We start from the raw sequence: 26,033 nt of genomic DNA on the forward strand, positions 1-26,033 counted from the left end.
CCAAGGGCACGGGCCGCCGTTATTTCGGTTCTGTGCCGTTAGCCCTTGAGGGCGGCGAGCACCTTCTCGGGGTAGGCGGGCAGATGACGGATACGCGCGCCACAAGCGTTGTAGATGGCGTTGATGATCGCCGCATGTGGGGCGGTCAACGGCATCTCGCCGACGCCGGATGCGCCGAAGGGACCGTCGGGACGCGGGCTTTCCACGTAGATGATCTCCATGTCGTCCGGGATATCCTTGATGGTCGGGATACCGGCTCCGCCCATGTTGGCGTGCTTCTTGATATCCTCGTAATCCTCGCTGAGCGCCAGGCCGATGCCCTGGGCAATGCCGCCGTGGATCTGGCCGTCCACCAGGAGGTAGTTGTTGACCACGCCGATATCGGCCACGGTGACCATCTTCTCGACGGTGGTCTTGCCGGTGGCGGGATCAACGGCCACCAGAGACAGGAACACGCCGTACATGTAGCAGCAGAACGGATTGCCCTGGCCGTTGGCGTCGCAGTCGTTGGCCGGAGCGGTCCACTTGCCGTGATACAGCAGTTCCTTGCCTTCGGCGACCATCTCTTCGTGGGTGCGGAAGGAGCCGTCGGGCTTCCTCATGGCGGCCACGAGTTGATCGCAGGCGTTCTTGGTGGCCTGCCCCACGACGACCTGGGAGCGGCTACCGCCGGCGGGGCCCGCCGGAGGCGCGAAGCTGGTGTCGCCCATCATCAGGTGGACCTGATCCGGGGTCAGGTTCAGGGGACGCAGGGCTTCGTGGGCGGTGCCCAGGGTACCCATATCCGCGCCCTGCCCGTGGTCGCCCCAGGCGGAATACACGGTGACGGTGTTGTCCTCGTTCAGAGCGATGTCCACCTCGGCGGTGTCCGGGCCGTCCAGACCGGAACCGTACACGCCGATGGCCACGCCCACACCGAGTTTCTTGGCGTCGGTGGAGTTCTCGGCCGCGTACTTCTTGGCCGCCTCATAGTGAGGACGGACCTTGTCGATCATCTCGGGCAGGGAGTAGACCTCGGGATCCTGGCCGGTGGGCGTGGTGGAACCTTCACGGTAGACGTTTTTGTACCGCAGTTCCAGGGGATCCATGCCCAGCTTCTCGGCCAGCTCGTCCATGCACACTTCGGAGGGGAACTCCGCTTCGGGAGCGCCGTAGCCGCGGAAGGCCGCGCCCCAGCAGTGGTTGGTGCAGACGGTGCGGCCCTCGCCACGAATGGCCGGGATATCGTAACCGGCGCCGATGTACTGCGCGCCGCGCAGGGTCAGCAGGTCGCCGAACTCGGAATACGGGCCGTGGTCCACGGTCCAATCCGTTTCCATGCCGAGCAACTTGCCGTCGTTGGAGGCGGCCAGGCGCACGGTGGTGAACTGCGGAGACCGCTTGCCGGTGTACTGCTGCTGCTGTTTCCAGGTGTAGTTCAGGAACACGGGACGGCCGGTGGCCAAGGCGGCCGCGCCGACCAGCGCTTCCATGGTCGGAGAGAACTTGTAGCCGAAGGTGCCGCCGGTCGGGTTCTGGACCAGGACCAGGTTCTCGGGCTCCACGCCCAGACCGGGTGCGATCATGAGCAGGTGCAGGTGAATGGCGATGGACTTGGAATGGATGACCAGCTTGCCCTCGTCGCCGATGTAGGCGAACCCTACGTCGGGCTCGATGGGCATGTGCGGCTGGCGCTGGGTGTAGTAATCGCCTTCCACGACCACGTCGGCCTTTTCGAAGATCGGCTTGGTATCCGGTCCCTTGGCCTCTTTTTGGACGTAGTAGACATTGGGGGTGCCGGGGTGAATTTCGATGGCGTCCTCGGCCATGGCCGCCGGAGCGTTCATGTACTCGGGCAACTGCTCGATCTCGACCTTGACCAGCTTGGCGCCTTCCCTGGCCGCCTGCGGAGTGTCGGCACAGACGATGGCGATGGCGTCACCGTACTGGAAGATCTTTTCGTCGCACAGGATGGGACGATCCCAACCGTCGCCGAGGTTGCTCGGGAAGGTGATCAGGCCGGTGATGCGGTTCTTGCCCTTGACGTCCTTGTGGGTCACGACCTTGTAGACGCCGGGAACGGCCTCGGCCTCGGTCACGTCGATGGACAGGATGTTGGCGTGGGAAACCTCGGCCTGAACCAGTTCACAATGCAGGGTTCCGGGGGGCAGGCGCAGGCCCATGTCGGCGCCGAAGTCCCAGGTGCCGGTGACCTTGGCCACGGCGGACGGACGCGGGTAGCTGGTACCCCAGATGCGGCCGTCTTCGGGGATCTTGAAGATCAGGTCGTCCATGGACTTGTCGCCGCGCATAACGGCGGCAGCGGCCATGACGGCGTCCACCAGGGGCTTGTAGCCAGTGCAACGGCAGACGTTCTTATGCTTCTGGAACCAGTCGCGGACTTCGTCGCGAGTGGGGCTCGGGTTTTCGAGCAGCAGCGCATAGGTGGAGACCAGGAAACCGGGGGAGCAGAAGCCGCACTGCGCGCCGCCGTAAGCGATCCAAGCCATCTGGATGGGGTGCAGGTTGTCGGGAGTGCCGAGACCCTCAAGGGTCATGATTTTGGTGTTGTTCGGGACACGCTTCATCTTGATGGAACAGGACCGGACCAACTTGTCATCCCGCAGGATGGTGCAACTTCCGCACTGACCGGTGCCGCAACCGATCTTGACGCTGGTCAATCCCAGATTCTGGCGCAACACGTTGGCCAGGGACTCCTCAGGCTCGCACACGACGTTCCTGGAGACTCCATTTACTCGGAGCGTCCTTTTGATCATAACAGTTTTCCTCCTAATTTGTTCTCACTGTCTCGCAGATACATTTGGCTCCCCAAGGGAACCGGAATCTATTTACCAAAGGGACAGATGGGATAGCGGCAAACCTCGCAGGTAGCGCAAAACCCGCCATGCCCCAAGGATACGATGTCCTCGCGGGTGATCTTCTCCCCGGCCACAAGGCGCGGAACGATCAGATCAAACACGGAAGCCCGATAGTACATGACGCAACCCGGCAGCCCGAGAATGGGCACGCCGTTCAAATCGGCGACCATGAACATGACGCCGGGAAACGTGGGAGATCCGTAGGTAACGACATCCGCCCCGGTCAGGCGGATGGCCGTGGGCGTCTGATCGTCCGGGTCCACGGACATGCCGCCCGTGACCACGACCATCTCCGCACCGCCGGCGATGAAGGCCATGATGGCGTCGCGGGTCATTGCCGGGTCGTCGGAAGTCAGGGTCTGGCCCATGACCTCGGAGCCGAGGTTGGAGAATTTCTTGCGAATGACCGGCCCGAACTTGTCTTTGATGCGGCCGTGATAGACCTCGCTTCCCGTGGTCACCAGGCCGACGGACAACCGACGGAACGGACGGATGCCGACCACGTAATCGTACTCGGCACAGATGGCCTCCACCTGACGGATCTTTTCCTCGTTGATGACCAACGGGACAACGCGGGTACCGGCCACGGGACGGGTTTCCGTGACCTGCTGGCCGGTGTGCATGGTCGCCAGGACGACCTCTTCGATGGAATTGATGCGATTCAAAGCCTCGACGTTGACGTCGAGCAGGCCGGGCTCGGCAATGAAGTTGATGCGCCCCTCGGACACGTCCGACAGGGTGATGTGCGGCCCTACGGCCGCGCGGGCAATACGTTGGGCTGCCTCGTTCTCATGAATACAGCCGTTTTCCATGTCCAGAACGTAAATGTGCTCCTTGCCGATTTCGAGCAGCGTCTGGATGTCCTCCTCCGCAATGATGTGGCCTTTTCGGAAAACCGGCCCCTTGGTCTCTCCGGGAACGATTTTGGTCATGTCATGGCATAAGACCATGCCGACGGCATCCTGAACGGGAACGGTCTTCATTGTTCCTCCACTAATAAAGACTCAACATATGTAGATGCATCGCCCCGTTGCCGCGGGAACGACGACCCATTTCTGTCCAAATCGGGCGCACTGTGTCTATCTAGACATAATAGTTGGATATACGTATCCCACAATGCCCCTTAAGCACCCTTAACTTCGGCGATCGTGCGATTATGCCGAGTTGGGCTTAACATATTCCGAGGGAAAGGACAGGTCAACCATCTCCTATTAATTTAGCGTAAAATTTCCATAATGTTATGTGTGCGTTTTTCGAACACACCGCAACCGCAGGATATCCGTCAGGCAGAGACACGCCCGGCGGACACTATTTTTATTTCTCTAAGACATTCAACAAAACAAGTGCGCTATGTGTATATCATTCTGGTTGCGGCTCTTCGCAAAGGTCAATCCACTGCCCATTCGTCAGTGCGCCCAGCCGGTCTGGAGTAAGCCGGAAAACCGCATGCGGCGTCCCGGCGGCCGCCCAGATCTCGTCGTATTGCCGAAGGTCCTGATCCAGCACGGTGCGCAACGGAGTCCCGTGCCCCACAGGGGGGATACCGCCTATGGCAAACCCAGTGCGATCCTTAACGAAATTCCCATCCGCCCGTTGCAGCTCCAGGGATGTCGCGGCACGAACTTTGGCCGGATCCACCCGGTTGGCGCCCGAGGCCACGACCAAGACAGGGTCACCCGTGGCCCGGTCACGGAAGACCAAGGATTTGGCGATTTGCGCTACCGCGCAACCAATGCTGTTCGCCGCGCCCAAAGCGGTCCGTGTGGACGAAGTCAATTCCCGCACATCGAAGTCATCACCCTGTTTCAACAGGAAATCCTGCACACGCTGCGCACTCTTGCTCAACTTCTCCGCCATGCTGATCCTCCTTGCCGTGCAGATCGGTTTCCCTTGCCCGATCCATCGGCTCCTGCTAAGAATTTTGTTCGGACGTGATAACGCACAAGAAAGGAATTAGCACCGTATGCTAAAACGCACAAGCGGGAAGCGGAATAAAAAAAAGCCAAGCCAAGGAAGGAAGCGTGCCTGCTGACGACATCCGTTCGGCCATAGCCGATCGATTGAAAACATGCCGCAAGGAACGGGAAATAAGCCTGGACAAGGCGGCTTTGCTCACGGGCGTGTCCAAGGCCATGCTCGGCCAGATCGAACGACGGGAATCCGCGCCGACCATCGCCACCCTGTGGAAGATCGCCAGCGGGCTGAATCTTTCCTTCTCCTCGTTCTTCACGGACCGGCCCGGATCGGACTACCGGCAGGTGCCCTTCCCCAACGACCCGGACATGGCCATCCGCGTTGTCTTTCCCTATGACGCGGCCACACGCATGGAGATGTTCCACGTGACCCTGACCAACGGCCATCACCAGCGATCCGCCGCCCACCGCTTTGGCGTGATCGAGCATGTGGTTACCCTTCGGGGGGTTCTCGACCTGATCTACGAGGGCAAGGTGCACCGGCTGGCCCAGGGCGACGCCCACCGTTTCCACGCCGACGTGGCCCACCAGTACAGGGCGGCCACGGGCGTCGTCGTGTTCCAGAACATCATCTGCTACACATAGGATTGCACCCCAAGAATCCGGGGCAAAAAAAGAACCGGCCAACGAACCAGCCAAATCAAACCTAAACCACTATCTTGACCGGGCATAAAATCTTGTATATTCAAGTTAGTGGACAGGCATAAGAACCAGCCAACAAACCAGCCAAAAGGAGCCAGCTTTGAAGCCGGTATTACCGCACGGCAAATACCTCGGCCCGTTGAAGGACATCGCTCAGGACGTCCTGACCACTTCGGCGGCCCTGGAAGGCCGCGTGGCCCTGGAGACGGCCCGTGCCCTGGGCGACCAGTTGCGCCTTCTCAACTCCTTTTACAGCAACCTCATCGAAGGCCATAAGACCTTCATTCCGGACATCGAGAAGGCTCTGAACGACGGCTATAGCGCCGATGAGAACAACCGCTATGCGCAGGAACTGTGCCGGGCCCACGTGGTCGCTGAAAAGAAACTCATGATCCTGGTGGAACAAGACCCGGAGCTGAACGTCAGCTCTCCGGAAATGCTGCGCTCCATCCACCGGGAGTTCTACTCCCATCTGCCCCCCGAACACCGATTCACCCATGAGGAGCGCGGATTCACCGACATTGAGGTGCGCCCAGGGGAGTTCCGGGACCTGGAGGTCGCCGTGCATCGGGATGCGGGTGCCCACGGCCCCGCCTGCGCGGACCTGCCCGCATGCCTCGCCCGGTTCGCCGAGGATTACGACGTGGCCCGATACCACGGAGACGAACGGCTGATCGCCATGGCCGCAGCCCACCACCAGCTCACCTGGCTCCACCCCTTCCGGGACGGCAACGGGCGCGTCTCCCGCTTGCACTCCGGGCTGTTCATGACCCGCGCCAAGATCAACCGGGGCAACTTGTGGTCCCTGTCGCGCGGCCTCTCAAGGCAAAAGCAGGAATACATGATCAATCTTTTTTCCGTCGATCCTGCGCCCGACGACACGCCGGAATCCCTGAACGAACGGCTGGCTGATTTCTGTGAATTCTTCCTCGGCGTCTGCCTGGACCAGGCCCGATTCATGACACGGCAACTGCGCCTGGAAAAGGTCGAGCAACGCATCGAGTGGTTCGTCCGCGAACGCTCGCAACGGCGCGACAGACTTCCCCTCCGGGCGTCGCGCCTGTTGCGTGCCGTCTTCATGCAGGGCCGGATCCCCCGGGGCCAGGCCCCGGAGATATTGAACACCAGCGAGACCAGCTCCCGGCGGCTCGTCCGGCAGCTTCTGGACGAAGGACTCCTGGTTTCCGAGAGCCATCGCGCCCCGCTCACGGTGGCCCTGCCCTTCCATGTCATGCCCTATTATTTCCCGTCGCTGTACCGGCCCGAGGTGTTGGGCCCGGAGTACACGGAAATGCTCGGGGCCCCTCCGCCGGAGATCTGACGGAACCCGGCCGCCCCGCCCCTGCGGGAAGGTCATGCCGCCGCCCGAATCGATATCATCCGCATAGCCGGTGAATTCCATTCCGGCCACGCCGCCTTCAGCAGGCTAAAACCATAAAAAATGGGGGTGGTTGAAACCACCCCCAAACTTTTACTTAACCTTTACCAGTTCTAGCTTAACAGCACTGCCGACAACCCAGAACTGGATAATTGCTCAACACGGCTCATCAAAACGGCACGTCGTCCATGCCGCTGGCCTCGGACGGGAAGGCGGGACCGAGGTCCTCTTCCTCCTGCGGATAGCCGTTATCGTTCTGCGGCGGGTAATTATTGTTGTTCTGCGGCGGACGATTCTGCTGCGGCCGATTTTGCGGATAGCCGCCGCCCTGCTGCTGATAACCGCCCGGCTGGGGCTGCTGGCCGTCGGGAGCGCGATCGAGCCCCTGCACGTTGTCGGCCACGATCTCCGTGGTGTAGCGATCCTGTCCGTCCTGGCCCTGCCACTTGCGGGTCTGCAGCTTGCCCTCGACCAGAACCAGACGCCCCTTATTGAGATAATTGCCTACGAACTCGGCCTGCTGACGCCAGGCCACCACGCGGTGCCATTCGGTGCGCTCCACGCGCTGGCCGGTCTGGCGGTCGCGATACCCCTCGTCCGTGGCCACGGAAAAATTGGCCACGGCCTGGCCCGAAGTGGTATAGGAAACCTTTGGATCTTGCCCGACCCGACCGATGATGATTACTTTATTCAAGCTGCCAGCCATTTCAACTCCTTACAGGGATATGATTCATCTATAACAATGCAATATCAAAATTTGGCGGCGGTGTCTTCCAGCGCATCCATGGTATCTTCCAGAGCGTAGGTGAGCTTGTCCGCTTCGCCCGGCTGCCAGTCGCCCAGGGCCTTCTCGATGGCCAACCGCAGCTTATCGGCCTTTTCGGCGTCCGCGCGCAGGGCCTTGGCCTGGTTGTCGGGGATCAGCCCGGCCCGGACCGCGTCGAAGATCGCATCGGCCAGCTCCATGACGCCCTTCTTGGGGATGGCGGAGCTATCCTCCCAGGCCAGACTCCACAATGAGGGCCACGTCTTGCGCACCTCGTCCTCGCTGTACGTCCACGCCGACACCCGAATCTGCAACAATCTGCCCATGATAAGCCTCCCGCCGGTTGTCTACGCCTCTTCTTCCCACTCGCTTTGAATGCGGGCCACCACGTCTTGGATGACCGTGAGCTGGTCCTCGGGACAAACACCGATGAGGGGTTCGCCCTCATCCACGTTATCGCCGCGACCGAAGTAGACGGAGTAGATGATGCCCTCGGGCCCGGAATAGACCAAGGGGGTCTCCCGCTTCATGCGGGACACAATGAGAAATTCCATGCCGTCCTGGACCTTGACCGAGCGCTTGCCCGAGACTTTAAGCTTCTGGTCCACCTCGGGCACGAAGTAGTATTTGGCCCGCTCCGGAGCGCGGAACAAATACAGGGCCTCCTGCAGGATGAGCTCAATGACTTCCTTGCGGGTCAGGTAATGTTTGATGGTCAGCAGCGGCTCCCCCGCCTCCACAAACCGGCCCTCGTGTTGCGTGTGCACGACTTCGATGACGCCCTTCTCCGGGGCCGGGATGGACTTTTCATTCTTCTCGCGGGTCAGGTGCGCCAGCAGGGTGCCGGGCTTTTCCAAAAACTCGCCGCGCGGGCCGTGGACCTTCTCTCCGGGCTTGACGGCCGCAAAGGCGACCACCCCGGTATGGGGTGCGCGAACCACGATCTCGCGGTAGGGAGAGGCCTTTACCTTATCGAGCAACTCTTTTATATTCAGCACTATTTTTCCTCTAATGCGCTCTGTTTCGCGTTTGTTTCAAACACGGGGCGCGCTCGGGGTGTCTCATAAAACTCAGCGATAGTAAAGGTTGCGCCCACCCATGGTCAGGAGTGACTGGTGCAGGTTCTTCTTGACTTCCCGCCGGTCCCAGATGCCGTGAATGTGGCCCCGCGACAGGGCGTGATAGGCCTTGTGATAATTGGGCGGCACACTGATGCCCGTGGTCTCCGAGATGACCCCCGGCCCGGCGAAGCCGATGTTGGAGGACTGGACCGCGAACTGGTAGGGCGAGCAACCCAGGAAGCTGGCCACGGGCCCGGCATAGGAGTTGGTGTCGTAAAGCACCAGGTACAGGCCGCCCGCGTCGATGTAACGGCGCACGGCGATGGTGCAGCGCGGCATCTGGATGACCCCGTTGACACCCTCCTGAATGCGGATGCCCGCCGTGCCGTGCACGTAGGCGATGAACGGCTGGCGCTTGCGCGTGGCCCGCTCGGCCGCACGGATGAACTTTTCGCCCTCGGCCGCCCCCACCGAGCCGCCCCGAAACGGTGCGCAGAGCACGGCCACCACGGCGTCCACCTCTTCGATGGAGGTCTCAAAGGTGATGCATGCGGACTTGAGTCCGGTACGCTCCTTGGCCTTGTCCAGCTTGGTATCGAATTTCTCGTAGCCCAAGGGATTCATGGACTCCAACTGGCCGTTGAACTCCTTGGACTCGCTGTAGTCGAAGACGTTCTGGAGGTACCAGCGATACTCCATGGGGAAATGATGGCCGCAGGACGGGCAGACCCCGGCAAAATCGCCGAACAGGTCCGGCACCCACAGGTCCGGACAATGATGGGTCCTCACGTTGGGACAGGAAATGGTCCGGTCCTCCTGGCTGCGCGGACTGGTCCAGGCCCACTCGCTGCCCACCAGGCAGGCCCCGTCCTCGGGACAGGAGAGCCGGGTCAGCCGATCCATCACGGCCTCGCCCACCTTGGGCTGCACCCCGCCGTTGCCGGGCAACATGCGGTCCATGGCCTTCTTGAGCGGCATGAGCACCTTGTGCCGGACCAGATGCGCCTCGGCCCCGAGGTCCTCGAACACGGCGTTGAGCCGCCTCTTCTGGCGGCCGAGCAGGTCATAGCGCAGAAAGGAATGGGCGGCCCAGATGGTCCCTTTGGTGGCGGCCACGGCCCGGCTGACCACGCCGGTCCCGTCCAGGCGGGCATGACGGCTCATAGCCCGAAACTTGCGTTGCCGCTGGTCCACCAGCCGGTCCAGGGCGGACGAAGACAGAGTCCAGCGCATGTAGATGGACTCGGCGTCGTCGGTCTTGGAAGTGCGCACGGCCATGGCCCGGTAGAGCTTCATGGACTTGACCGAACTGACTACTTCGTTGGTGGTCTGGATAAGCTCGCGCCGCAGTTCGCGGAAAAAATCGTAGTGGTACGGCCGCGCGCCCAGCGGCGGTTCCTGGAGCACGCGGTCCACATAGCCGTTGCGCAGGTTATCTTCGGCGGTGATGCGCAGTTGGCGGGCGCACTTCTCGATGAGTTCGGGAGTGGCCCGGTCCCCGCTGCGCAGGCCGGCTTCGATGGCCGCCGCACCCTCGGGCGAAATGACCGAGTAATAACCGTGCGAGAGCATGATCCGGCGATCAGCCAGGCCGATGGCCTCGGCGCCGCCCGAGCCGCCCTCGGAAAACACGGCCACCACCGGCACGCGCAACCCGGCCAGTTCGTAGAGGTTGCGGGCGATTTGCTGGGCCGCGCCCGGCCAGTCCTCCACCGGATAGGCCCCGGGCGTGAACACGAAGGTATGCACCGGAATGTTTTCGGTCTCGGCCACCTTCATGTAGTGCAGGGCCTTGGCGTTGCCCCATGGCTTGACCGAGCCGCCGTTGCGGAAGGCCTCGCCGTGGCCCTTTTCCTGGCCGATGACCATAACCATCTGATTGATGACCTTGTCCCCCACCCGGCGCGAGAACACGGCCCGGGCGATGAGCATGCTCGGGTCGATGTTGTATTCGCCCCGTCCGCCGATCTCGGTATAGTTGTCGTAGACGTTTTCCAGGATGTCCTTGAGGCAGATGCGCTGAGGATGGCGAACGATGCGCACCCTGTCCATGGGCGTCAGGGTAGTGTCGAGCTTACGCTCCGAAAAATCAAACAGATCGTCGATGCGCGCCAGCTCCTCGCGCTTGGTCCCGCCCGGAACGGACCGATGCCGCTCCATCATCTCGCCGAATTTGGCGGCCAGCAGACGAATGGAGTCATCATCGCGATTGGCGAAGATGTCCTGAATGTACGTCAGACGGTCCCGCAGACCCTGGATTCTCCGTTCCCTATCCATGCTCAGAACTCCAGGAGCCTGCCGGTCTTGGCCTTCAGGTACTCGATGTTGCTGTAAAATTCATTGGAACCGGCACCGTGCCCCTCCAGGACCAGATTGTCCAGAAACTCCAGCCCGCGCGACTTGGCCTCGGCCAGGTCCGCGCCCCAGACAATGGCCAGGGCCAGATTCGGATCGTATTCCATGGGGATCTCGTAGGGCCGGTCCGTGGGGACGTGGGTATGGACGTGCAGCCACTCGCGCTCCGGCCAGGCCAACCGGGTGATGGTCCCGGCGCACGGCGTGAACCGATCAGCCGTGTTTTCGGCCACCAGACGATACTCGATGCCCACGCCCTCAAAGGAAATGTCCTCCTGGGTGTAGCGCAGCGGTTCGCCCAGGGCCAACCGGATCTGTTCGGTGATAATGTCCACCGGCTCCCCATGGACCCGGGAAATGACCGCGGAGACGCCGTTCTCCACCTGGATGCGGGTATTGACCTCCATCAGGAATGGCTCGCCGCGCGGGGTGATGATCCACTCCCAGGTGCCCACGTTGTCGTAGTGGGTCTCGCGGGCCATGGCCAGGGAATGGTCGGTGATCTCGGACAAAACCCGGGCAGCGTCGAAGGTGTAGGAGACCACGTCCGGAGCGAACCCGGGTGCGACCTCGATACGTTTCTGCTTGCCCGTGGACTGGACCGAGCAGTTGCGCGTGCCGAAATGGACGTGCTGCTGCCCTCCCCGCCCGGAAACGACCTGGACCTCCAGGTGGTTGAAGTCGAAGATGCGCTGCTCAATGAGCACGCCCTCGTCTCCAAAATTGCGTTTGGCGTAGTTGCGGATGCGCCGGAAGACCGAGCGGAACTCGTTGAAGTCGCCCACTTCCTCGATCCCCATGCCGCCGCCGCCGGCCGAGGCCTTGACCATAATCACCCCGTCCACGATGCCCTGGCTGGCCTGAAATTCAAACAGGGAGGAGGCGATCTCGTCGGCCTCGATCTCACTGTACACGGGCCGGTCCGAGCCGGGCACGGTGGGTACGTCCAGGGACCGTGCGATACGCTTGGTGTTGATCTTGTCGCCCAGGTCGCGGATGACCCACCAACTGGGTCCGATAAAAGCCATGGGGCGGTCCCGTCGGACCACGCGCCGGGCGAAGCGAAAGTCCTCGGCGAAAAAACCGTAGCCGGGATGCACGGCCGTGGCGCCGCTGGCGTCCGCCACGGAAAATATCTCGTTGGCGTCCAGATAGGACGTGATGGTATAGACCGCGCCATCCCCGGCCAGCTCGCGGGCCAGACGAACATGGCCGGATTCCTTGTCGGCGGCTGTACACACGCAGACGAAATCAAGGCCCAGGCGCGCGCACGCACCCATGACCCGGATGGCGATCTCGCCTCGGTTGGCGATGAGGACCTTGTGACGGTCGATGTCCCTGTTCTGCACGATCAGCCTTGCTCGCGCTTTTTCTTGCGCAGAGCGATGAGTCTCTTCTGTACTTCGAGCACCAGTTTATCGAGCTTGATCTGCTTCTGCCGTTCCAGCTCCACGAAATTCAAGCCCACGAGGCCGTTGCCCCGCACGCGGATGCACATGGCCTTGATTCCGCTGATGAACAACTTGTTTTTGATCAGCAACTCCAGGTCGTAGCCGCTCTTTTCGGTGAACCGCCCGCCCTTGTCGATGACGGCAAAGCCGGTGGCGCTCAGGTCGGCCACGTCAAAGGCCACGCCCAGCTCGGAAAACCGGGCGGTCAACCCTGGGACCTTGGTACGAAAAGCCTTGCGCAGGCGTTCCTCGTCATCCGGCAACTGTATATTGAAATCCATTACTCCCCCATTGAGAATACAAGGCAATCGCCGACGGCTCTAGTCGCCGGACACCCGCTTTTCCAGGACGAATTCCACCCGCCGGTTCTTGGCCCGGTACTCCGCCGAAGTGTTAGGATAGAGCGGATTGAGGTAGGCCAATCCCGTGGCTGTCAACCGGGTGGATTCCAGGCCCATCTTGAGCAGTTCGCGCAGGACGTTGACCGCGCGCATGGCCGAGACCTCCCAATTGTCCTTGAAGCGTCCATTGCCGCTGGGCCGGACGTTGTCCGTGTAGCCGAGGATCTTGATGTTCTGATCCTTGTGCTTGATGAAAAAGTCCTTGAGCTCGGCCACCAGTTGTGCCCCCTTGGGCGAAAGTTCCACCTGCCCGGACGGAAACATGACGTCGCCGGGCACGCGCAGGGTGATGACCCCGTCTTCGAAATTGGCGGACACCAGCCCTTCCACGCCCTTCTTGGTCTGCAAGGTCTTGACCTCGGCGAAGACCTTTCGCTGGGACTCGATGATCTGGCGGCGCATCATGGCCTGATCCAAAAGCACCCCGGCTTCCTCCCGGGTGATCCGGCTGGTGGAAATCTTGTTCATCTTGCCCTGAAGGGCCATGGTCACCGAGGAAAAGGTCTCGGAGAACTTTTTATTGTCCAGGGTGGACATGGAATAAAGCAACACGAAAAAGACCAGGAGCAGCATGGAAAGATCGGCGAAGGTCGTCAACCACTCCGTACCTTCATCATCGTCCTCGGTAAAGTCGAGGAGCAGTTCGTCATCGTATTCGGCACTCATCGCTGGGTCTCGCGTTCCGCCGGTGACAGGAAGGAGGACAACTTCTCATAGACCAGGCGGGGATTATTGTTTTCGAGGATGGACTTGGCCCCCTCGAAGATGACTTCCAGGTGCAGTTGCTCCTGCAGGGTGCGGGCCTTGAGCTTGGCCCCGATGGGAATGAAAAAGAGCGTGGACATGGCCGAGCCGTAAAAGGTGGTCAGCAGGGCCACGGCCATGGCCGGACCGATGGACTTGGGATCGCTCAACTGGGAAAGCATCTGAACCAGGCCGATGAGCGTGCCCATCATTCCGAAGGACGGCGCCAGGCTCGCCAGCCGTTTGAACACGTCCTGGGCCACCTGGTGGCGGCGGCGCATGGAGTTGATCTCGATGGACAGGGTCGTACGGATGAGCGCGGGATCCGCATTGTCCGCAATGAGCTGGCAGGACTTCTTGAGGACCATGTTCTCGGTCTGGACGTGCTCCAGGGCGACGAGTCCCTCGCGGCGGCTGATCTCGGCCACCTTGACCATGATGTTGACCACATCACGGACCCGGCTTTTACGGCCGCTGAACATCTTGAACGCAGCCTTGAAGGACTGTATGATCTCCTCGAATGGAAAGGCCACCAGGATGGAGGCCAAGGTCCCGCCGATAACAATCATCATTCCGGGAACATTGATAAAAACATCAACAGCCCCACCGATGATGATGGCTCCGATGATGAGCGACAAGCCTACGGCGAGCCCCAATAACGTCACGATGTCCATAAAGCGTGCCTATCCTTCGCGTGTCTGATCGATCCGTTTTCGCAACCTTTCTCCCCCGCCCGACGGCGCATCCAAGCCAAAGGAGCCAGCATGGAATACCATAGGAAGATACAGCATTCTGCCGCATACATACATGAAAAGCTAGGCAAAATTCAAGCTGGAACCGTGGCCTTTGTCACAGGGACCGGGCTGGGTCCTTTGACCGAGGCCATCGCGAACCCGGTCATCGTCCCCTATGGCGACATTCCCCATTTCCCGGTTTCCTCGGTGAAAAGCCATGCGGGACGCCTCATTTCCGGCACCATCGAAGGCACCCCCGTACTCGCCCTGGACGGCCGGTTCCACCTCTACGAGGGATTCACTCCGCAGGAGGTCACGCATAATATCCGGGTGCTCGGCGAATTGGGCGTCGGGACTCTGGTCCTGACCAACGCGGTGGGCGCGCTCAATCCCTCCTTTGAAGTAGGCTGTCCCATGCTCATCGAAGACCACATCAACCTGACCGGCCAAAGCCCCCTGCGCGGCGGCAACGTGGACGCCTGGGGCGACCGTTTCCCGGACATGTGCGCGGTCTACGATCCGGCCCTGCGCGAACTCGCCGTGGACAAGGCCCTGCAACTGGGCGTCCGCCTGGAACGAGGCGTGTTCATGCAGGTCATGGGCCCGAACATGGAGACCCCGGCCGAAACCCGCATGTACCGAATCATGGGCGCCGACGCCATCGGCATGTCCACCTGCATGGAGGCCATCGCCGCCCACCACATGGGCATCCGCATCCTCGGCCTATCCTGCCTGACCAACAAGAATCTGCCGGACTGCATGGAGGAGGCCCCCCTGGACAGGGTCATCGCCCAGGCGGAGAAATCCTCCGCCGCCATGGTCAAACTTCTGCGGGCCATCCTAAAGGAAATCCCCCAACCTGCCGAATAAATTTTGGGGTGTCTCACCCCACGGCACGCCAACGGCAAAAAGAAACAGCGACCGGGACGACGACATGAACAAAACGGCCTTGAGCATCTTGATGGCAACTCTTCTGTTCCTCACGGCGGGGTGCGGCAACCGTATGTGGCAGGACACCAAAGGCGTCACGACGGGAACCTTCAACTATGTGTTCGACACCACGCCCACGGCCCAGCCCTACCACGACACCGCGTCCGTCCCAATCATCGAGCTCAACTACCGGGCCGCCGATACCCTCTACGCCAACGTGGCCAGCCACGAACTGAGCCCCGACGCCGCCATATTCATCACCCCCTTCACCAATGAGAACGACCCCGGCGACACGTCGGTTTTCGGCCGGACCATGACCGATCAAATCGCTGACCGCCTGGTCCAGCGCGGCGTACACGTCAACGCGGGGACACCCAACGTCACGGACTTCACCTACGCCGTCGGCGTCACGGGCGAGGATTACGGCAAGGCCGCCGGATTGGCCGGCTCCTCCCGCCAACTGCCGCCCCGGTCCGCCAAACTGGTCGGCTCCTACGTCATCGCCGACCAGTACGTCTACATGACCGCCCGGGTCGTCCGCCTGGTGGATTCCATCGTTGTCTCGGCCCATAACTGGACCTTGCCCATCACCGCCAGCGTGCGCCAGATGCTCCCGCAGCTCTCGGCCCAGGACCAGGGCCTCACCCCCACAGTCAAAACCTCGTTTAACGACTAGCCAAGACACGAAAAAGGGACGCCGCATCGGCGACGTCCCTTTGGTTGTACGCGACCCGCTCCGGGGTCAGTCGATTTCTCCATATTCCTCAACGCGCCAGACTTCGCTGGCATCCTCGCCCCATTCCTTCTTGGCCAGCCGATGCCCGAGGTTGAAGGCCTTGGTATTCGAGGGGCGAATCTTGGGCGGGAGCACGGATTCCATGCTCTTGCGCATGGCGGCCTGATTGATGAAGGGCAGGAGGAAGGACAGCGCGCCGAGAACCACGGTGTTCATAGCCTGAACCACGCCGATCTTGTCCTTGGCCAGGCGGGTGAAGGGCAACCCGATATACTGGTTGGTGGGCGGCTGTTTGACCAGGTCGGATTCGATGACCAGGATGCCGCCCTTCTTGAGATACGGGAAGTAGGCGTTGCACGCCTCCTGGGACAGGGCCACGAGCAGGTCCAGGGATTCTGCCTTGGGATAACTGATCCGGCTGGAGCTGATGACCAGGTCGCATTTGCTGGAGCCGCCACGCGCCTCGGGCCCGTAGCTCTGGGTCTGGGTGACGTTGTAGCCGTGGCCCAGCGCCAGGCCCTGGCCCATGATCTTGCCCAGGGTGATGATCCCCTGGCCGCCGAGGCCGGAGAAACGGATTTCAAAACGGTCGAGTTCCTGTTGCGCCTTCATCTACCTGCCCCCTTTGCGGCCTGCTTGAGGAAGTTCTCCTGCATGGCGTAGTAACGCTCCTCGTAACCGGGCCGCCCCCGGTCCACGAACACGCCGATAGGCATGCGGCCCGCACGCTTGTCCTCGGGCAATTCGTTGTAGCGCTCCAGGGGGATGGCCGTGGACTTGAGCCATTTGTACATATCCACCGGGGTCTTGTACTTGTTCTTGCGGCCGAACTGGGTATGGCAGGGCGTGACGGCCTCCACCAGGCTGAATCCGGGCCGTTCCAAGGCCTCGACCATGATCTTTTCCAGTTGATTGACATGGAAGACCGTGCCGCGGGCCACGTAATTGGCCCCCGCGCCCCTGGCCAACTCCACGATATCGAAGCTGTGGTCCAACTGGCCGTAGGGATTGGTCATGGTGGTGGACCCTTCGGGCGTGGCCGGGGAACTTTGCCCGCCGGTCATGCCGTAGATGCTGTTGTTCAGGATCATGGCCGTGACGCCGATATTGCGCCGGGCGGCGTGGATCAGGTGATTGCCGCCGATGGACAGGGCGTCACCGTCGCCCATAAGGGCGATAACATGAAGATGCGAATTGGACATCTTGATGCCCGTGGCGAAGCTCAATGCGCGCCCATGGGTGGTGTGCACGGTGTTGAAGTCCACGTATACGGCCAGCCGCCCCGAGCAGCCGATGCCCGCCACCACGACAACGTCATCCTTGGGAATACCCAGCGAATGGATGGAACGGATCAAGGTGCCGAGCACGATGCCGTGGCCGCAACCCGCGCAGAGGACGTGCGGGAACTTCTTATTATGCCTCAGATACTGGTGAATGATTTCGTTTCCGGTGATGTTGCTCATACGGCTACCCCTGCATGATGACCTTGAAGATTTCCGAAGGCGTGACGATCTGGCCGTCCACGCGGTTGATCGTCCTGACCGCCGCATGGCCCATATTGACGCGCTTCACCTCGCGGGACATCTGGCCCATGTTCATTTCCGGGACCACCAGGGTCTTGGCGTGGGCCAGGATCTTTTCCGTCTGCCTGCGGGGATACGGGAACAGGGTCATGAGCTTGAGCAGCCCGGCCTTGACCCCGTGGCTCCGGGCCTGCTGAACGGCCAGTTCGGCCGAACGGGCCACCGATCCGTAGGCAATGACGCAGACGTCGCAGTCCTCGGTCATGATCTCTTCGACGATCTGGATGTCGTAGAAAAATTGATCGATCTTGCGATGAATACGCTCCATCAGTTCCACAACCTCCTCGGGCCGCTGGGTGGGAAACCCGTTACGGTCGTGCGTCAGGCCAGTGACGTGAAAGCGGTAGCCTGAGCCGAGGGGCGGCATGGGCGGCACGCCGCGCACGGTCTCCTCGTAGGGCTTGTACCACTCGGGCGGCATGGACGGCACGGTGCGCGAAAAGACCTCGTACTCGCCCTCGTTGGGAATCTCGATCTTCTCGCGGGTATGGGAGGTGACTTCGTCCAGGAGCAGGATGACCGGCGTGCGGTATTTCTCGGCCATGTTGAAGGCCGTGATGGTCATGTCCAGGCACTCCTGCACGTTGGAGGCGGACAAAACGATGATGGGATGGTCGCCGTGGGTGCCCCATCTCGCCTGCTGCACATCCCCCTGGGCCGGACTGGTGGGCAGCCCGGTGGACGGCCCGCCCCGCATGACGTTGACCAGGACCATCGGGGTCTCGGCCATAACGGCGTAGCCCAGGTTCTCCTGCATGAGCGAGAAGCCGGGACCGGAAGTGGCGGTCATGGCCTTGCGCCCGGAAAGGGAGGCCCCGATGACCGCGCCCATGCTGGCGATTTCGTCCTCCATCTGCATGAATACGCCGCCCTCCAACCGGGGCAGGCGGGCGGCCATGATCTCCATGATCTCCGAGGACGGGGTGATGGGATACCCGCCGAAAAACGAGCATCCGGCCAACAGCGCGCCTTCGACAACGGCTTCGTTGCCCAACGCGAATATCTCGGTGCGTTTCCTTGGTCTGGGCATGTCGGTCAAGCCCCCTTCCCGGCCGGTTTCTTCTTTGGCGGCACGGCTTCGGCGTCCTTTTCGGACAGCCCGTTTTCCATGGGTTCCTTGTCGCTGACCACGATGGCGAAATCCGGACAATGCAGTTCGCAGAATCCGCACCGTATACAGTCTTCCTCGCGCTCTACCACGGCCTTGCCTTCCAGGCTCAGGCCGAGGACCTTGCCCGGACAAAATTCGACGCAAATGCCGCAGCCTTTGCACCAATCCGGGTAGACGGTCACTTTGTTCCTGCCTTTGTTCTTACGGGACATAGCTCCTTCCAGGGCTGCTGAAATTCCTCGGGCCGGGCCCGAGCAAGACGAAAAAAAATCTCCCAAGGCATCCGTTCCTTACGGTACCCAGTTGATTTTCTAACAGGTTTTTTCACCCTGTCCAACGATTTCGAAAAATTGATTTTCCCTTGCAAAAAATAAACGCGAAAAAACGCGAAATGCGCCCGGAGGAAATCCCTCCGGGCGCATTTTTTACAAGGAAAAAAACAAAAATCAGGCGGCGAGCACGGCCAGCGCGTTGATCACCGAGGCGGCCAACGCGCTGCCACCCTTGCGCCCTTCCACGGAGATATAGGGGATGTCCCTGCTCATGAGCAGCGCCTTGGACTCGGCCGCGTTCACGAATCCCACGGGCATGCCCACGACGAGCGCGGGGATTGCGGCGCCGTTGTCCGCGTGCTCCACCAGCCGGATAAGCGCGGTGGGCGCGTTGCCGATCACCCAAATATCCGGCTTCAGTTCGGCCACGGCCACGTCCACGGCGGCCTTGGCCCGGGTAATGCCCTCGGCTTTGGCCCGCGCCATAACACGCGGGTCGTTCATCAGGCAGTGCACGGCGCAGCCAAGCGGATCGAGCCTGCGCACGGGCATGCCGCGCCGGGCCATCTCCGTATCGGTGACGATCACGGCCCCGTTTTTCAGGGCATTGAGTCCGTTTTCCACGGCCTTTTCATGAAAGCGAACCAAGGAAAGCATCTCAAAATCCGCCGTGGTGTGGATCATGCGGCGGACGATCGCCCATTGCGGCCCCTGAAAGGGACGCGGTTCAGGCACCTCGGAATCGATGATCCGAAAGGATTCCGCTTCGATGTCCTCGGGTTTTTGAAAACTTTGAAAGGTTATTCCAGTCAAGACCGCACCCTCCCGGTACAATTTTTCATCATTTTCACTCCGGTTTTTTCCCAAAAAACGAAACGGCCCGGAACTCTTTTCACTCGTTCCCCGGACCGTTTCGGCTGTCGGCAATCCATTTTGCGGGCCGCCCCGCTCCCGTTTCCTAACGATCCCGCGCCTGGTAGCGGGACAATTGGGCCTCCAGACGGCGGCTGTAGGAGGTCAAGATGAAGCAGATCAGAAAATACAGACAGGCGATGGTGATCCAAATCTCGAAGGATGCGACGGTCTCACGGTTGTCCACCTGGATACCGGTGCGGGTCAGTTCGATGACGCCGAGGATGGCGGCCAGGGACGTGTCCTTGGTCAGGGAAACGAATTGGTTGACGAAGGACGGGATCATGTTGCGCAGAGCCTGGGGCAGAATGATCAGCTTCATGGCCTGCGCGTGGGACAGTCCGGTGGACCGGGCGGCCTCCATCTGGCCCATGGGCAACGCCTTGACGCCCGCGCGGACGATTTCGCCCACATAGGCCCCGGTGAAGACCATGAAACAGAACATAGTCGTGGAAAAGGCGGGCATGGTCTGCCCGGTGATGACCGGGGCCAGGTAGTAGAACCAGAATATGAGCAGCAGAAGCGGCATGCCGCGAATGACTTCGATGTAGCAGACTGCGGGAATCTTCACCCACCAGCGCCGCGACATGCGCATAAGGCCGGCGGCCAGGCCGATCCAGAAGGCGCCGAAGATGCCGAAGAAGGCCAGGATGACGCTGGCCACCAACCCTTCCGGATTGTGAATGAAGGGGAAGCGCCAGTCGAAAGAGGTGGTCCCGTAGAGGAAATAGTCCAGATTGCTAAATGCGATATCCCAATGCATGGCCTCCCCCCTAATACATGACCTGAATCATGAAGTGCTTGTTGTACATGGTGATGCAGAACGAGACGACCAGGGAGATCGCCAGGTAGATCAACAGGGCAACGGTGAAGGCTTCGAAGGGCATGGCGTGGTAGGACTCGATCTGGGTGGCCTGGTACATGAGGTCGGTGACGCCCAGGACCATGACCAGGGACGAGTTCTTGATCAGGTTCAACGCCTGGGAAATGAGCGGCGGAATGACGATGCGCAGGGCTTGGGGCAGGATCACGTAGCGGTATCCCTGAAGGAAGGAGAGCCCCACGGCGCGGGACGCCTCAAGCTGGTTCTTGGGGATGGAAAAGATGCCCGCCCTAATTTCCTCGGCGATGAAAGCCGAGGTGTACACGGTCAGGGCGATGACCCCCATGATAAATTCGACGTTGAGCAGCATCCACTCGCCCACGAAATGATGGCCGAAAAGGGTGAACGGGCCGGGAATCCAGGAGTAGAGGTCGTTCATCCAGTCGTTGATGGCTTTGGGGATGACGAAATGGGAAGCATTGTACCAGAAGAAGATCTGCACGAGCAGCGGCGTGTTGCGGAAGAACTCGGTGTAGGCGAGGCTGAACCATTTGAAGAGCTTGAACGGAGTCATGCGCAGGATGCAAATAATGACGCCCAGAATCATGGCGCAAACAAGGGAGATCGTCGAAATCTGTATAGTGGTGCAGAACCCGTCCCACATCCACTGTGCGGGTTCGCCCGAAAACATCCTGGCCCAATGAAACGTATAATCCAAAATAAAGTCCGTCTGTTGAGGTTTCTGGAAAAAACGGGAGCGCTTTAAGCGCTCCCGGTAAATCGGATCAACAGAATCTTACATGGGCCAGAGTTCCATCTCCCAGCCGGCGGGCAGGTCGTATCCCATCCACTTCTTGAACAGCTTCTGGTAGGTGCCGTCCAACCACATCTCGTTCAAGCTCTTGTTGACGAAATCGCGGAATTCGGAATCATTCTGCGGAACGCCGAGGCCGTAAGGCTCGGAGGAGAAGAAAGCACCGACGATTTCCCACTTCGCGGGATTGTCGTCACCGGCCTTGAGACCGGCCAGGATGCCGGAATCAGTGGTCACGGCCTTCACCTTGCCCTGCTTCAGCGCCATGAAGGCCTGCGGGTACTCGTCATAGGAGATGACCTGGGCCTTGGGCTGCGCGGCCTTGATGTTCTTCTCGGAGGTGGAGCCCTTCACGGTGCCGACCTTCTTGTTGGCCAGATCGGCGGTGGAGGTGATGCCGGAGCCCTTTTCGACCAGCAACTTCTGGCCGTCCATGAAGTAGGTGATGGAAAAGTCGATCTGCTCGTCACGAGAGAACTTGTGGGTCATGGTGGCGGCCAGGATGTCCACGGAACCCTGAGCCAGCATGGGGATGCGGTTCTTGGAGGTGACGACTTTGAACTCGGGTTTCACGCCGATCTTGTCGGCGATGTACTTACAGATGTCCACGTCAAAGCCGACCAGTGCCTTGGAGTCGGGATCGACGAAGCCGAACAGGTTGACGGAGTCCTTGACGCCGCAGACCAGCACGCCCTTGGCTTTCACGTCCTCAAGCTTACCGGCGAACGCGGCGTTGGCCGCAAACGCGAACGACAGGACCAAAGCCAGAATCAATACCAAACGTTTCATGAATCCTCCTCTCTCTTAAGATGTCCGGGGTATGCCAATTAAAGAATTTCCTTCAGGAAGTTCTTTGTGCGCTCGTTTTGGGGATTGCGGAAGAATTCGTCGGGCGCGGCCTGCTCCACGACCACTCCGCCGTCCATGAACAGGACGCGGTCGGCCACTTCGCGGGCAAAGCCCATCTCGTGGGTCACGCAAAGCATGGTCATCCCCTCGCGGGCCAGATCCTTCATGACATTGAGGACCTCGTTGATCATCTCCGGGTCCAGCGCAGAGGTGGGCTCGTCGAAGAGCATGACCTTGGGCTTCATGGCCAGGGACCGGGCGATGGCCACGCGCTGCTGCTGACCGCCGGAGAGTTCCGCCGGATACTTGTGGGCCTGGTCGTGGATGCCCACCCGTTCGAGCAGGTGCAGGGCGATCTCCTCGGCTTGATCCTTGGGCATATTTCTTACTTTGGTGGGCGCCAGGGTGACATTCCGGAGCACCGACAGATGGGGATAAAGATTGAACTGCTGAAAAACAATGCCGATTTCGGCCCGCAGGTCATTGATATTCACGTCCTTGTCCAGGATATTCTTCCCGTCGAACAGGATCTGCCCCTTCTGATATTCCTCAAGTCGGTTGATACAGCGAATGAAAGTGGACTTGCCGGAACCGGACGGACCACAGATGACCAGCACCTCGCCCTTGTCTACGGATTCGGTGATCCCCTGCAAAACGTGAAAATCGCCATACCACTTGTGCAGTTTCTGCACGTCAATCATTGCCATTTGCAGCTGTCTCCGGACCTGAATGTGTAAATAAAAATAAGCCCCCTCCCGTTCGCCGAGTATCCGAACAGGCCGACAAGGCTCCAGTCACAGATAAAAAATATTGTCCGAAACGGAAATAAAGTCAAGGTGTCCGGGGGAAAATACAACTTTGTCAACACCCGAAAAGAGACAATCCCACATCGTTTCCCGGGGCATACCGCCCCCCGGGAAAGACCGCATTGCACTATTTCCCTGGCAAACACCGGCCACGGCATCACGGCGGGACGGATCGGAAACAGCCTAGCGCAGACCGACTTCCCGATAGTAACGCATCGCCCCGGGGTGAATGGGCGCGGACAAACCCTGCAACATGCCGTTTTTTGTCAATCCGGAGAGTGTCGGCTGCTGCGCCTTGAAGGCCTCGAAATTTTCGAAGACTTCGCGGGTTACGGCGTAAACCACGGAGTCTTGGACGTCGGACGACGTCACCAGGGTGGCCTTGACGCCGAAGCTCTCCACGTCATGCCCCGCATTGGCCACTCCCGGGTAGTACTGCATGTTGATGCGCGACGGCACATAGTAGGAATGCAAGACAAACAGGGTATCCACCCCGACGATGGGCACGATGCGTACCTTGCGCTTGCCCTGGACGATCTTCAGGATAGCGGCCGACGGATGCCCCACGGTGTAGAAGAAGGCGTCCAGGGCACCCGCCGCAAACATCTCGACGGCTTCCGCGACCTTGCCCTCCACAACTTCGACGCCCGACAGATCGAGTCCCGCCGCCCGAAAGGCATCCAGGGAATTCTGATGCTGGCCCGACCCCGGATTGCCGATGTTGACCCGGTGCCCCTTGAGATCGCGGATGTCTCGAATGCCGGAATCCTCCCCAGCCACCAAGGTCACGGTTTCGGAATGCAGGGAGAATACAGACTGCAACTTCTCCTGCGGCCCCCGCTCCCGCCACTCGGCGATGCCATGCACAGCCTGGAACTGCCGGTCTGCCTGGGCAATGCCGAACTGAAGGTCCCCGGCGATGACCGCGTTGAGGTTGAACACCGACCCACCCGTGGACTCCACCGTGGCCCGGATATTGTACTTGTCGCGCTTGAAGTTGACCATGTTGGCAATGATCCCACCGAGGGGATAATAGACCCCGGAGATGTCGCCGGTGCCGATGGTCACGAATACGGGATCCGCAGCCGTGTGGGCGTCGGACGGAGTTCCGGCCGGTGCGGCCGCGCGTTTTCCCGGGTCAACGTCGTGCGCCCTCTCCTCGACCGGCGCATCGCCACAGGCCGACAGCAAGGCCGCCGAAACCAACAACATCGCCGCCGCTATCATTACCCTGGCGAACACCATCATGGTTCCTCTCCTCATTGCTGGGGTTGTTGCCACGCAACCGGACACACGCTGGAGTGCTGTCCATTAGACAGAGAATACGCCCTTTTCCGACATCAGGCAAACCAACCCGCTCCATATCGGAAAGAACGCTCCGAAAGATCACGGTCCCGGGTTACGCACTCCCCAGCCGCTCAGCCCCTCCGAGGCCCATTTAAGCCTATCGTAAAACGCGCCGCCGAGCCCCTGCGCCACAACCGCGACAACCCGTCCGGCGGATGGTTTCCGGTTTCAGACGAACCGCCCTCGCCGGGCGGCGCCATAAAAAAAGGCCGCTCCGAAGAGCGGCCTCGCAATTGGTGACGGTGCTGCGAACCTAGTTCAACTCGCGCTCCTGGGGGAACAACGGCAGGTAGCGGTACACCAGGGTCAGGACCAGGAAACCGTAGGCCACGATCATGATCGAGGAGGCGTACTCCACCCAGTTGGGGACGTAAACCTGCCACTGGTCAAAGGGCATGGCCGGGAAGGCGATGGTCTGGACAGTGAAGATGTACCGGTTCAGGGACACGCCGATGCAGTCCAGTATGGCCGCAGTGTACAGCAGGGCCGGACGATTGCGGATGGACGGGGTAATCAGCATGATGGCCGGGACCACGCCGCACAGGATGATCTCCGTGTAGAGCAGCCACTTGCCGTAAACCAGGCCGTAGAACATCTGGTCGAAGGTCAAGCCGACGGAGGGCAGGTAGCCGGTGGCCCATGCCCAGGTGTCGAGGATCTTGAAGAACATGTAGACGGTCAGCATGGTGCCGGCGATCTTGCCCATGAGGGCCTTGGTTTTGAAGTCCACAAGCTTCTTACCGGTCAGCTTCTCCATGAAGGTGCATACCAGGACGGTGAAGACCGGCCCGGAACCCACGGCGGAGAGGACGAACAGGAAGAAGGTCCACGGCCAGATGAAGAAGCCCTCGCGGAAGGCGAAGGGACGGCCGATCAGGACGCCATACATGCCGCCCAGGGAACCCTGGTGGAAGGTGGACAGGAACGCGCCGATACCGGCGAACAACGCCATGTTCACGTGCATGTTGTGCGCCAGGGCGTGGATGAAGGGTACCTTGTTCAACTGCTTCTGCTCCAGGACCAGCGGGACGAACTCGATGATCAGGACGGTGCAGTAGCAAGTGATGCAGAAGATAACTTCGGTCAGCATGGAGTGGACATTCGGATGCCAGTAGCCGAACCACGCGCGGCCGGGCTGCCCGATATCGAGCGTCAGGACCAGCATGGCGCCGGAGTAGCAGATGAAGCCCACGACGACGGTCAGGTTGATGATCTTCTCAAGCTGTTTAATCTTGAGAATGTATTTGAGCAGGCCGGTGAAGAACGCGCCTGCGCCCAGGGCGATGACGGCCAGATCGAAGGTGATCCAGGCGCCGAACCCGAAGTAGTTGTCCAGGCCGGTGGTGCCGATGCCGTTATAAAGGACCAGCACGGCGGCGTAGAGGCCCCACAGGAAGAAGGCCAGAATGACGACCGTCCAGATCAGGAACTGGCCGAAAGAGCAGCGCTGCACCCCTTCCGGGAAGAGTTTGCTATCCATTGTACAG

The 26,033-nt window shown here is 60.6% G+C and carries 26 protein-coding genes; 4 read left to right on the forward strand and 22 right to left on the reverse strand.

Features of this window, described 5'->3' with window-relative positions:
- Positions 1–38 precede the first annotated feature (38 nt).
- From J0909_RS05580 to J0909_RS05590, 3 genes are all read right to left on the reverse strand, one after another.
- Entirely contained in the window at positions 39–2,756 is a 2,718-nt protein-coding gene (locus J0909_RS05580) for a molybdopterin-dependent aldehyde oxidoreductase (protein ID WP_207261166.1), read from the reverse strand.
- 68 nt (positions 2,757–2,824) lie between these two features.
- On the reverse strand, positions 2,825–3,841 hold the full coding sequence (locus tag J0909_RS05585) for a molybdopterin-binding protein (RefSeq protein WP_207261168.1): 1,017 nt from the start codon (positions 3,839–3,841) through the stop codon (positions 2,825–2,827).
- A 376-nt stretch (positions 3,842–4,217) separates the two neighbouring features.
- Entirely contained in the window at positions 4,218–4,715 is a 498-nt protein-coding gene (locus J0909_RS05590; RefSeq protein WP_207261170.1) for a YbaK/EbsC family protein, read from the reverse strand.
- Positions 4,716–4,879: 164 nt separating this feature from the next.
- On the opposite strand from J0909_RS05590, the gene J0909_RS05595 reads away from it, so the two are divergent.
- Together J0909_RS05595 and J0909_RS05600 are read left to right on the forward strand one after the other, a co-directional pair.
- Positions 4,880–5,416 (forward strand): helix-turn-helix domain-containing protein, encoded by a 537-nt coding sequence (locus J0909_RS05595; protein WP_207261172.1) that lies wholly within the window; start codon positions 4,880–4,882, stop codon positions 5,414–5,416.
- Positions 5,417–5,573: 157 nt separating this feature from the next.
- A complete protein-coding gene (locus J0909_RS05600; RefSeq protein WP_207261174.1) occupies positions 5,574–6,794 on the forward strand; it encodes a Fic family protein in 1,221 nt (406 codons plus the stop codon).
- A gap of 226 nt (positions 6,795–7,020) precedes the next feature.
- Here J0909_RS05600 and J0909_RS05605 read toward each other — a convergent pair whose 3' ends face one another.
- The 8 genes from J0909_RS05605 to J0909_RS05640 all read right to left on the reverse strand — a co-directional run bounded on the left by J0909_RS05605 (position 7,021) and on the right by J0909_RS05640 (position 14,303).
- Positions 7,021–7,557, reverse strand: coding sequence for a single-stranded DNA-binding protein (locus J0909_RS05605; RefSeq protein ID WP_207261176.1), 537 nt, complete (start codon positions 7,555–7,557; stop codon positions 7,021–7,023).
- Positions 7,558–7,601: 44 nt separating this feature from the next.
- Complete coding sequence (locus J0909_RS05610; RefSeq protein WP_207261178.1) at positions 7,602–7,943, reverse strand: hypothetical protein; 342 nt, start codon at positions 7,941–7,943, stop codon at positions 7,602–7,604.
- Positions 7,944–7,964: 21 nt separating this feature from the next.
- Positions 7,965–8,615, reverse strand: coding sequence for a biotin/lipoyl attachment domain-containing protein (locus tag J0909_RS05615; protein ID WP_207261180.1), 651 nt, complete (start codon positions 8,613–8,615; stop codon positions 7,965–7,967).
- 72 nt (positions 8,616–8,687) lie between these two features.
- The gene (locus J0909_RS05620; RefSeq protein ID WP_207261182.1) at positions 8,688–10,955 is read right to left on the reverse strand and encodes an acetyl-CoA carboxylase carboxyl transferase subunit alpha/beta; all 2,268 of its coding nucleotides are present in this window, start codon (positions 10,953–10,955) and stop codon (positions 8,688–8,690) included.
- A gap of 2 nt (positions 10,956–10,957) precedes the next feature.
- Entirely contained in the window at positions 10,958–12,382 is a 1,425-nt protein-coding gene (locus J0909_RS05625) for an ATP-binding protein (RefSeq protein ID WP_207261184.1), read from the reverse strand.
- Between the two features lie 2 nt (positions 12,383–12,384).
- Positions 12,385–12,765, reverse strand: a complete 381-nt coding sequence (locus J0909_RS05630) for a PilZ domain-containing protein (RefSeq protein WP_207261186.1) — start codon at positions 12,763–12,765, stop codon at positions 12,385–12,387.
- A gap of 39 nt (positions 12,766–12,804) precedes the next feature.
- Complete coding sequence (locus tag J0909_RS05635) at positions 12,805–13,551, reverse strand: OmpA/MotB family protein (RefSeq protein ID WP_207261187.1); 747 nt, start codon at positions 13,549–13,551, stop codon at positions 12,805–12,807.
- Entirely contained in the window at positions 13,548–14,303 is a 756-nt protein-coding gene (locus J0909_RS05640) for a motility protein A (protein WP_207261188.1), read from the reverse strand. Before J0909_RS05640 ends, J0909_RS05635 begins: the two co-directional genes overlap by 4 nt.
- 90 nt (positions 14,304–14,393) lie before the next feature.
- Between J0909_RS05640 and J0909_RS05645 the strand changes: the two genes are divergently transcribed.
- Positions 14,394–15,233, forward strand: coding sequence for a purine-nucleoside phosphorylase (locus J0909_RS05645; protein ID WP_207261189.1), 840 nt, complete (start codon positions 14,394–14,396; stop codon positions 15,231–15,233).
- 91 nt (positions 15,234–15,324) lie between these two features.
- Complete coding sequence (locus J0909_RS05650; RefSeq protein WP_286181802.1) at positions 15,325–15,969, forward strand: FlgO family outer membrane protein; 645 nt, start codon at positions 15,325–15,327, stop codon at positions 15,967–15,969.
- A 66-nt stretch (positions 15,970–16,035) separates the two neighbouring features.
- Here J0909_RS05650 and J0909_RS05655 read toward each other — a convergent pair whose 3' ends face one another.
- From J0909_RS05655 to qrcD, 11 genes are all read right to left on the reverse strand, one after another.
- Positions 16,036–16,641 (reverse strand): 2-oxoacid:acceptor oxidoreductase family protein, encoded by a 606-nt coding sequence (locus J0909_RS05655; RefSeq protein ID WP_207261191.1) that lies wholly within the window; start codon positions 16,639–16,641, stop codon positions 16,036–16,038.
- Positions 16,638–17,492: a 2-oxoacid:ferredoxin oxidoreductase subunit beta gene (locus J0909_RS05660; protein ID WP_207261192.1), complete on the reverse strand. Its 855-nt coding sequence runs from the start codon at positions 17,490–17,492 to the stop codon at positions 16,638–16,640. The genes J0909_RS05655 and J0909_RS05660 overlap by 4 nt, the downstream gene beginning before the upstream one ends.
- A 4-nt stretch (positions 17,493–17,496) precedes the next feature.
- Positions 17,497–18,642: a 2-oxoacid:acceptor oxidoreductase subunit alpha gene (locus J0909_RS05665; RefSeq protein ID WP_207261194.1), complete on the reverse strand. Its 1,146-nt coding sequence runs from the start codon at positions 18,640–18,642 to the stop codon at positions 17,497–17,499.
- Positions 18,643–18,647: 5 nt separating this feature from the next.
- Complete coding sequence (locus J0909_RS05670; protein WP_207261195.1) at positions 18,648–18,935, reverse strand: 4Fe-4S dicluster domain-containing protein; 288 nt, start codon at positions 18,933–18,935, stop codon at positions 18,648–18,650.
- 234 nt (positions 18,936–19,169) lie between these two features.
- The gene (locus J0909_RS05675; RefSeq protein ID WP_286181803.1) at positions 19,170–19,808 is read right to left on the reverse strand and encodes a precorrin-8X methylmutase; all 639 of its coding nucleotides are present in this window, start codon (positions 19,806–19,808) and stop codon (positions 19,170–19,172) included.
- Between the two features lie 145 nt (positions 19,809–19,953).
- Positions 19,954–20,670 (reverse strand): amino acid ABC transporter permease, encoded by a 717-nt coding sequence (locus J0909_RS05680; RefSeq protein WP_207261200.1) that lies wholly within the window; start codon positions 20,668–20,670, stop codon positions 19,954–19,956.
- 10 nt (positions 20,671–20,680) lie between these two features.
- A complete protein-coding gene (locus J0909_RS05685; protein ID WP_207261202.1) occupies positions 20,681–21,448 on the reverse strand; it encodes an amino acid ABC transporter permease in 768 nt (255 codons plus the stop codon).
- 78 nt (positions 21,449–21,526) lie between these two features.
- Positions 21,527–22,333 (reverse strand): ABC transporter substrate-binding protein, encoded by an 807-nt coding sequence (locus tag J0909_RS05690; RefSeq protein WP_207261205.1) that lies wholly within the window; start codon positions 22,331–22,333, stop codon positions 21,527–21,529.
- A 38-nt stretch (positions 22,334–22,371) separates the two neighbouring features.
- The gene (locus J0909_RS05695) at positions 22,372–23,100 is read right to left on the reverse strand and encodes an amino acid ABC transporter ATP-binding protein (protein WP_286181804.1); all 729 of its coding nucleotides are present in this window, start codon (positions 23,098–23,100) and stop codon (positions 22,372–22,374) included.
- A 282-nt stretch (positions 23,101–23,382) separates the two neighbouring features.
- Complete coding sequence (locus J0909_RS05700; protein WP_207261207.1) at positions 23,383–24,447, reverse strand: TAXI family TRAP transporter solute-binding subunit; 1,065 nt, start codon at positions 24,445–24,447, stop codon at positions 23,383–23,385.
- Between the two features lie 352 nt (positions 24,448–24,799).
- Positions 24,800–26,026 (reverse strand): menaquinone reductase integral membrane subunit QrcD, encoded by a 1,227-nt coding sequence (gene qrcD, locus J0909_RS05705; protein WP_207261208.1) that lies wholly within the window; start codon positions 26,024–26,026, stop codon positions 24,800–24,802.
- Positions 26,027–26,033 lie beyond the last annotated feature (7 nt).

It is taken from the genome of Desulfovibrio sp. Huiquan2017, assembly GCF_017351175.1.
Lineage (GTDB): Bacteria > Desulfobacterota > Desulfovibrionia > Desulfovibrionales > Desulfovibrionaceae > Pseudodesulfovibrio.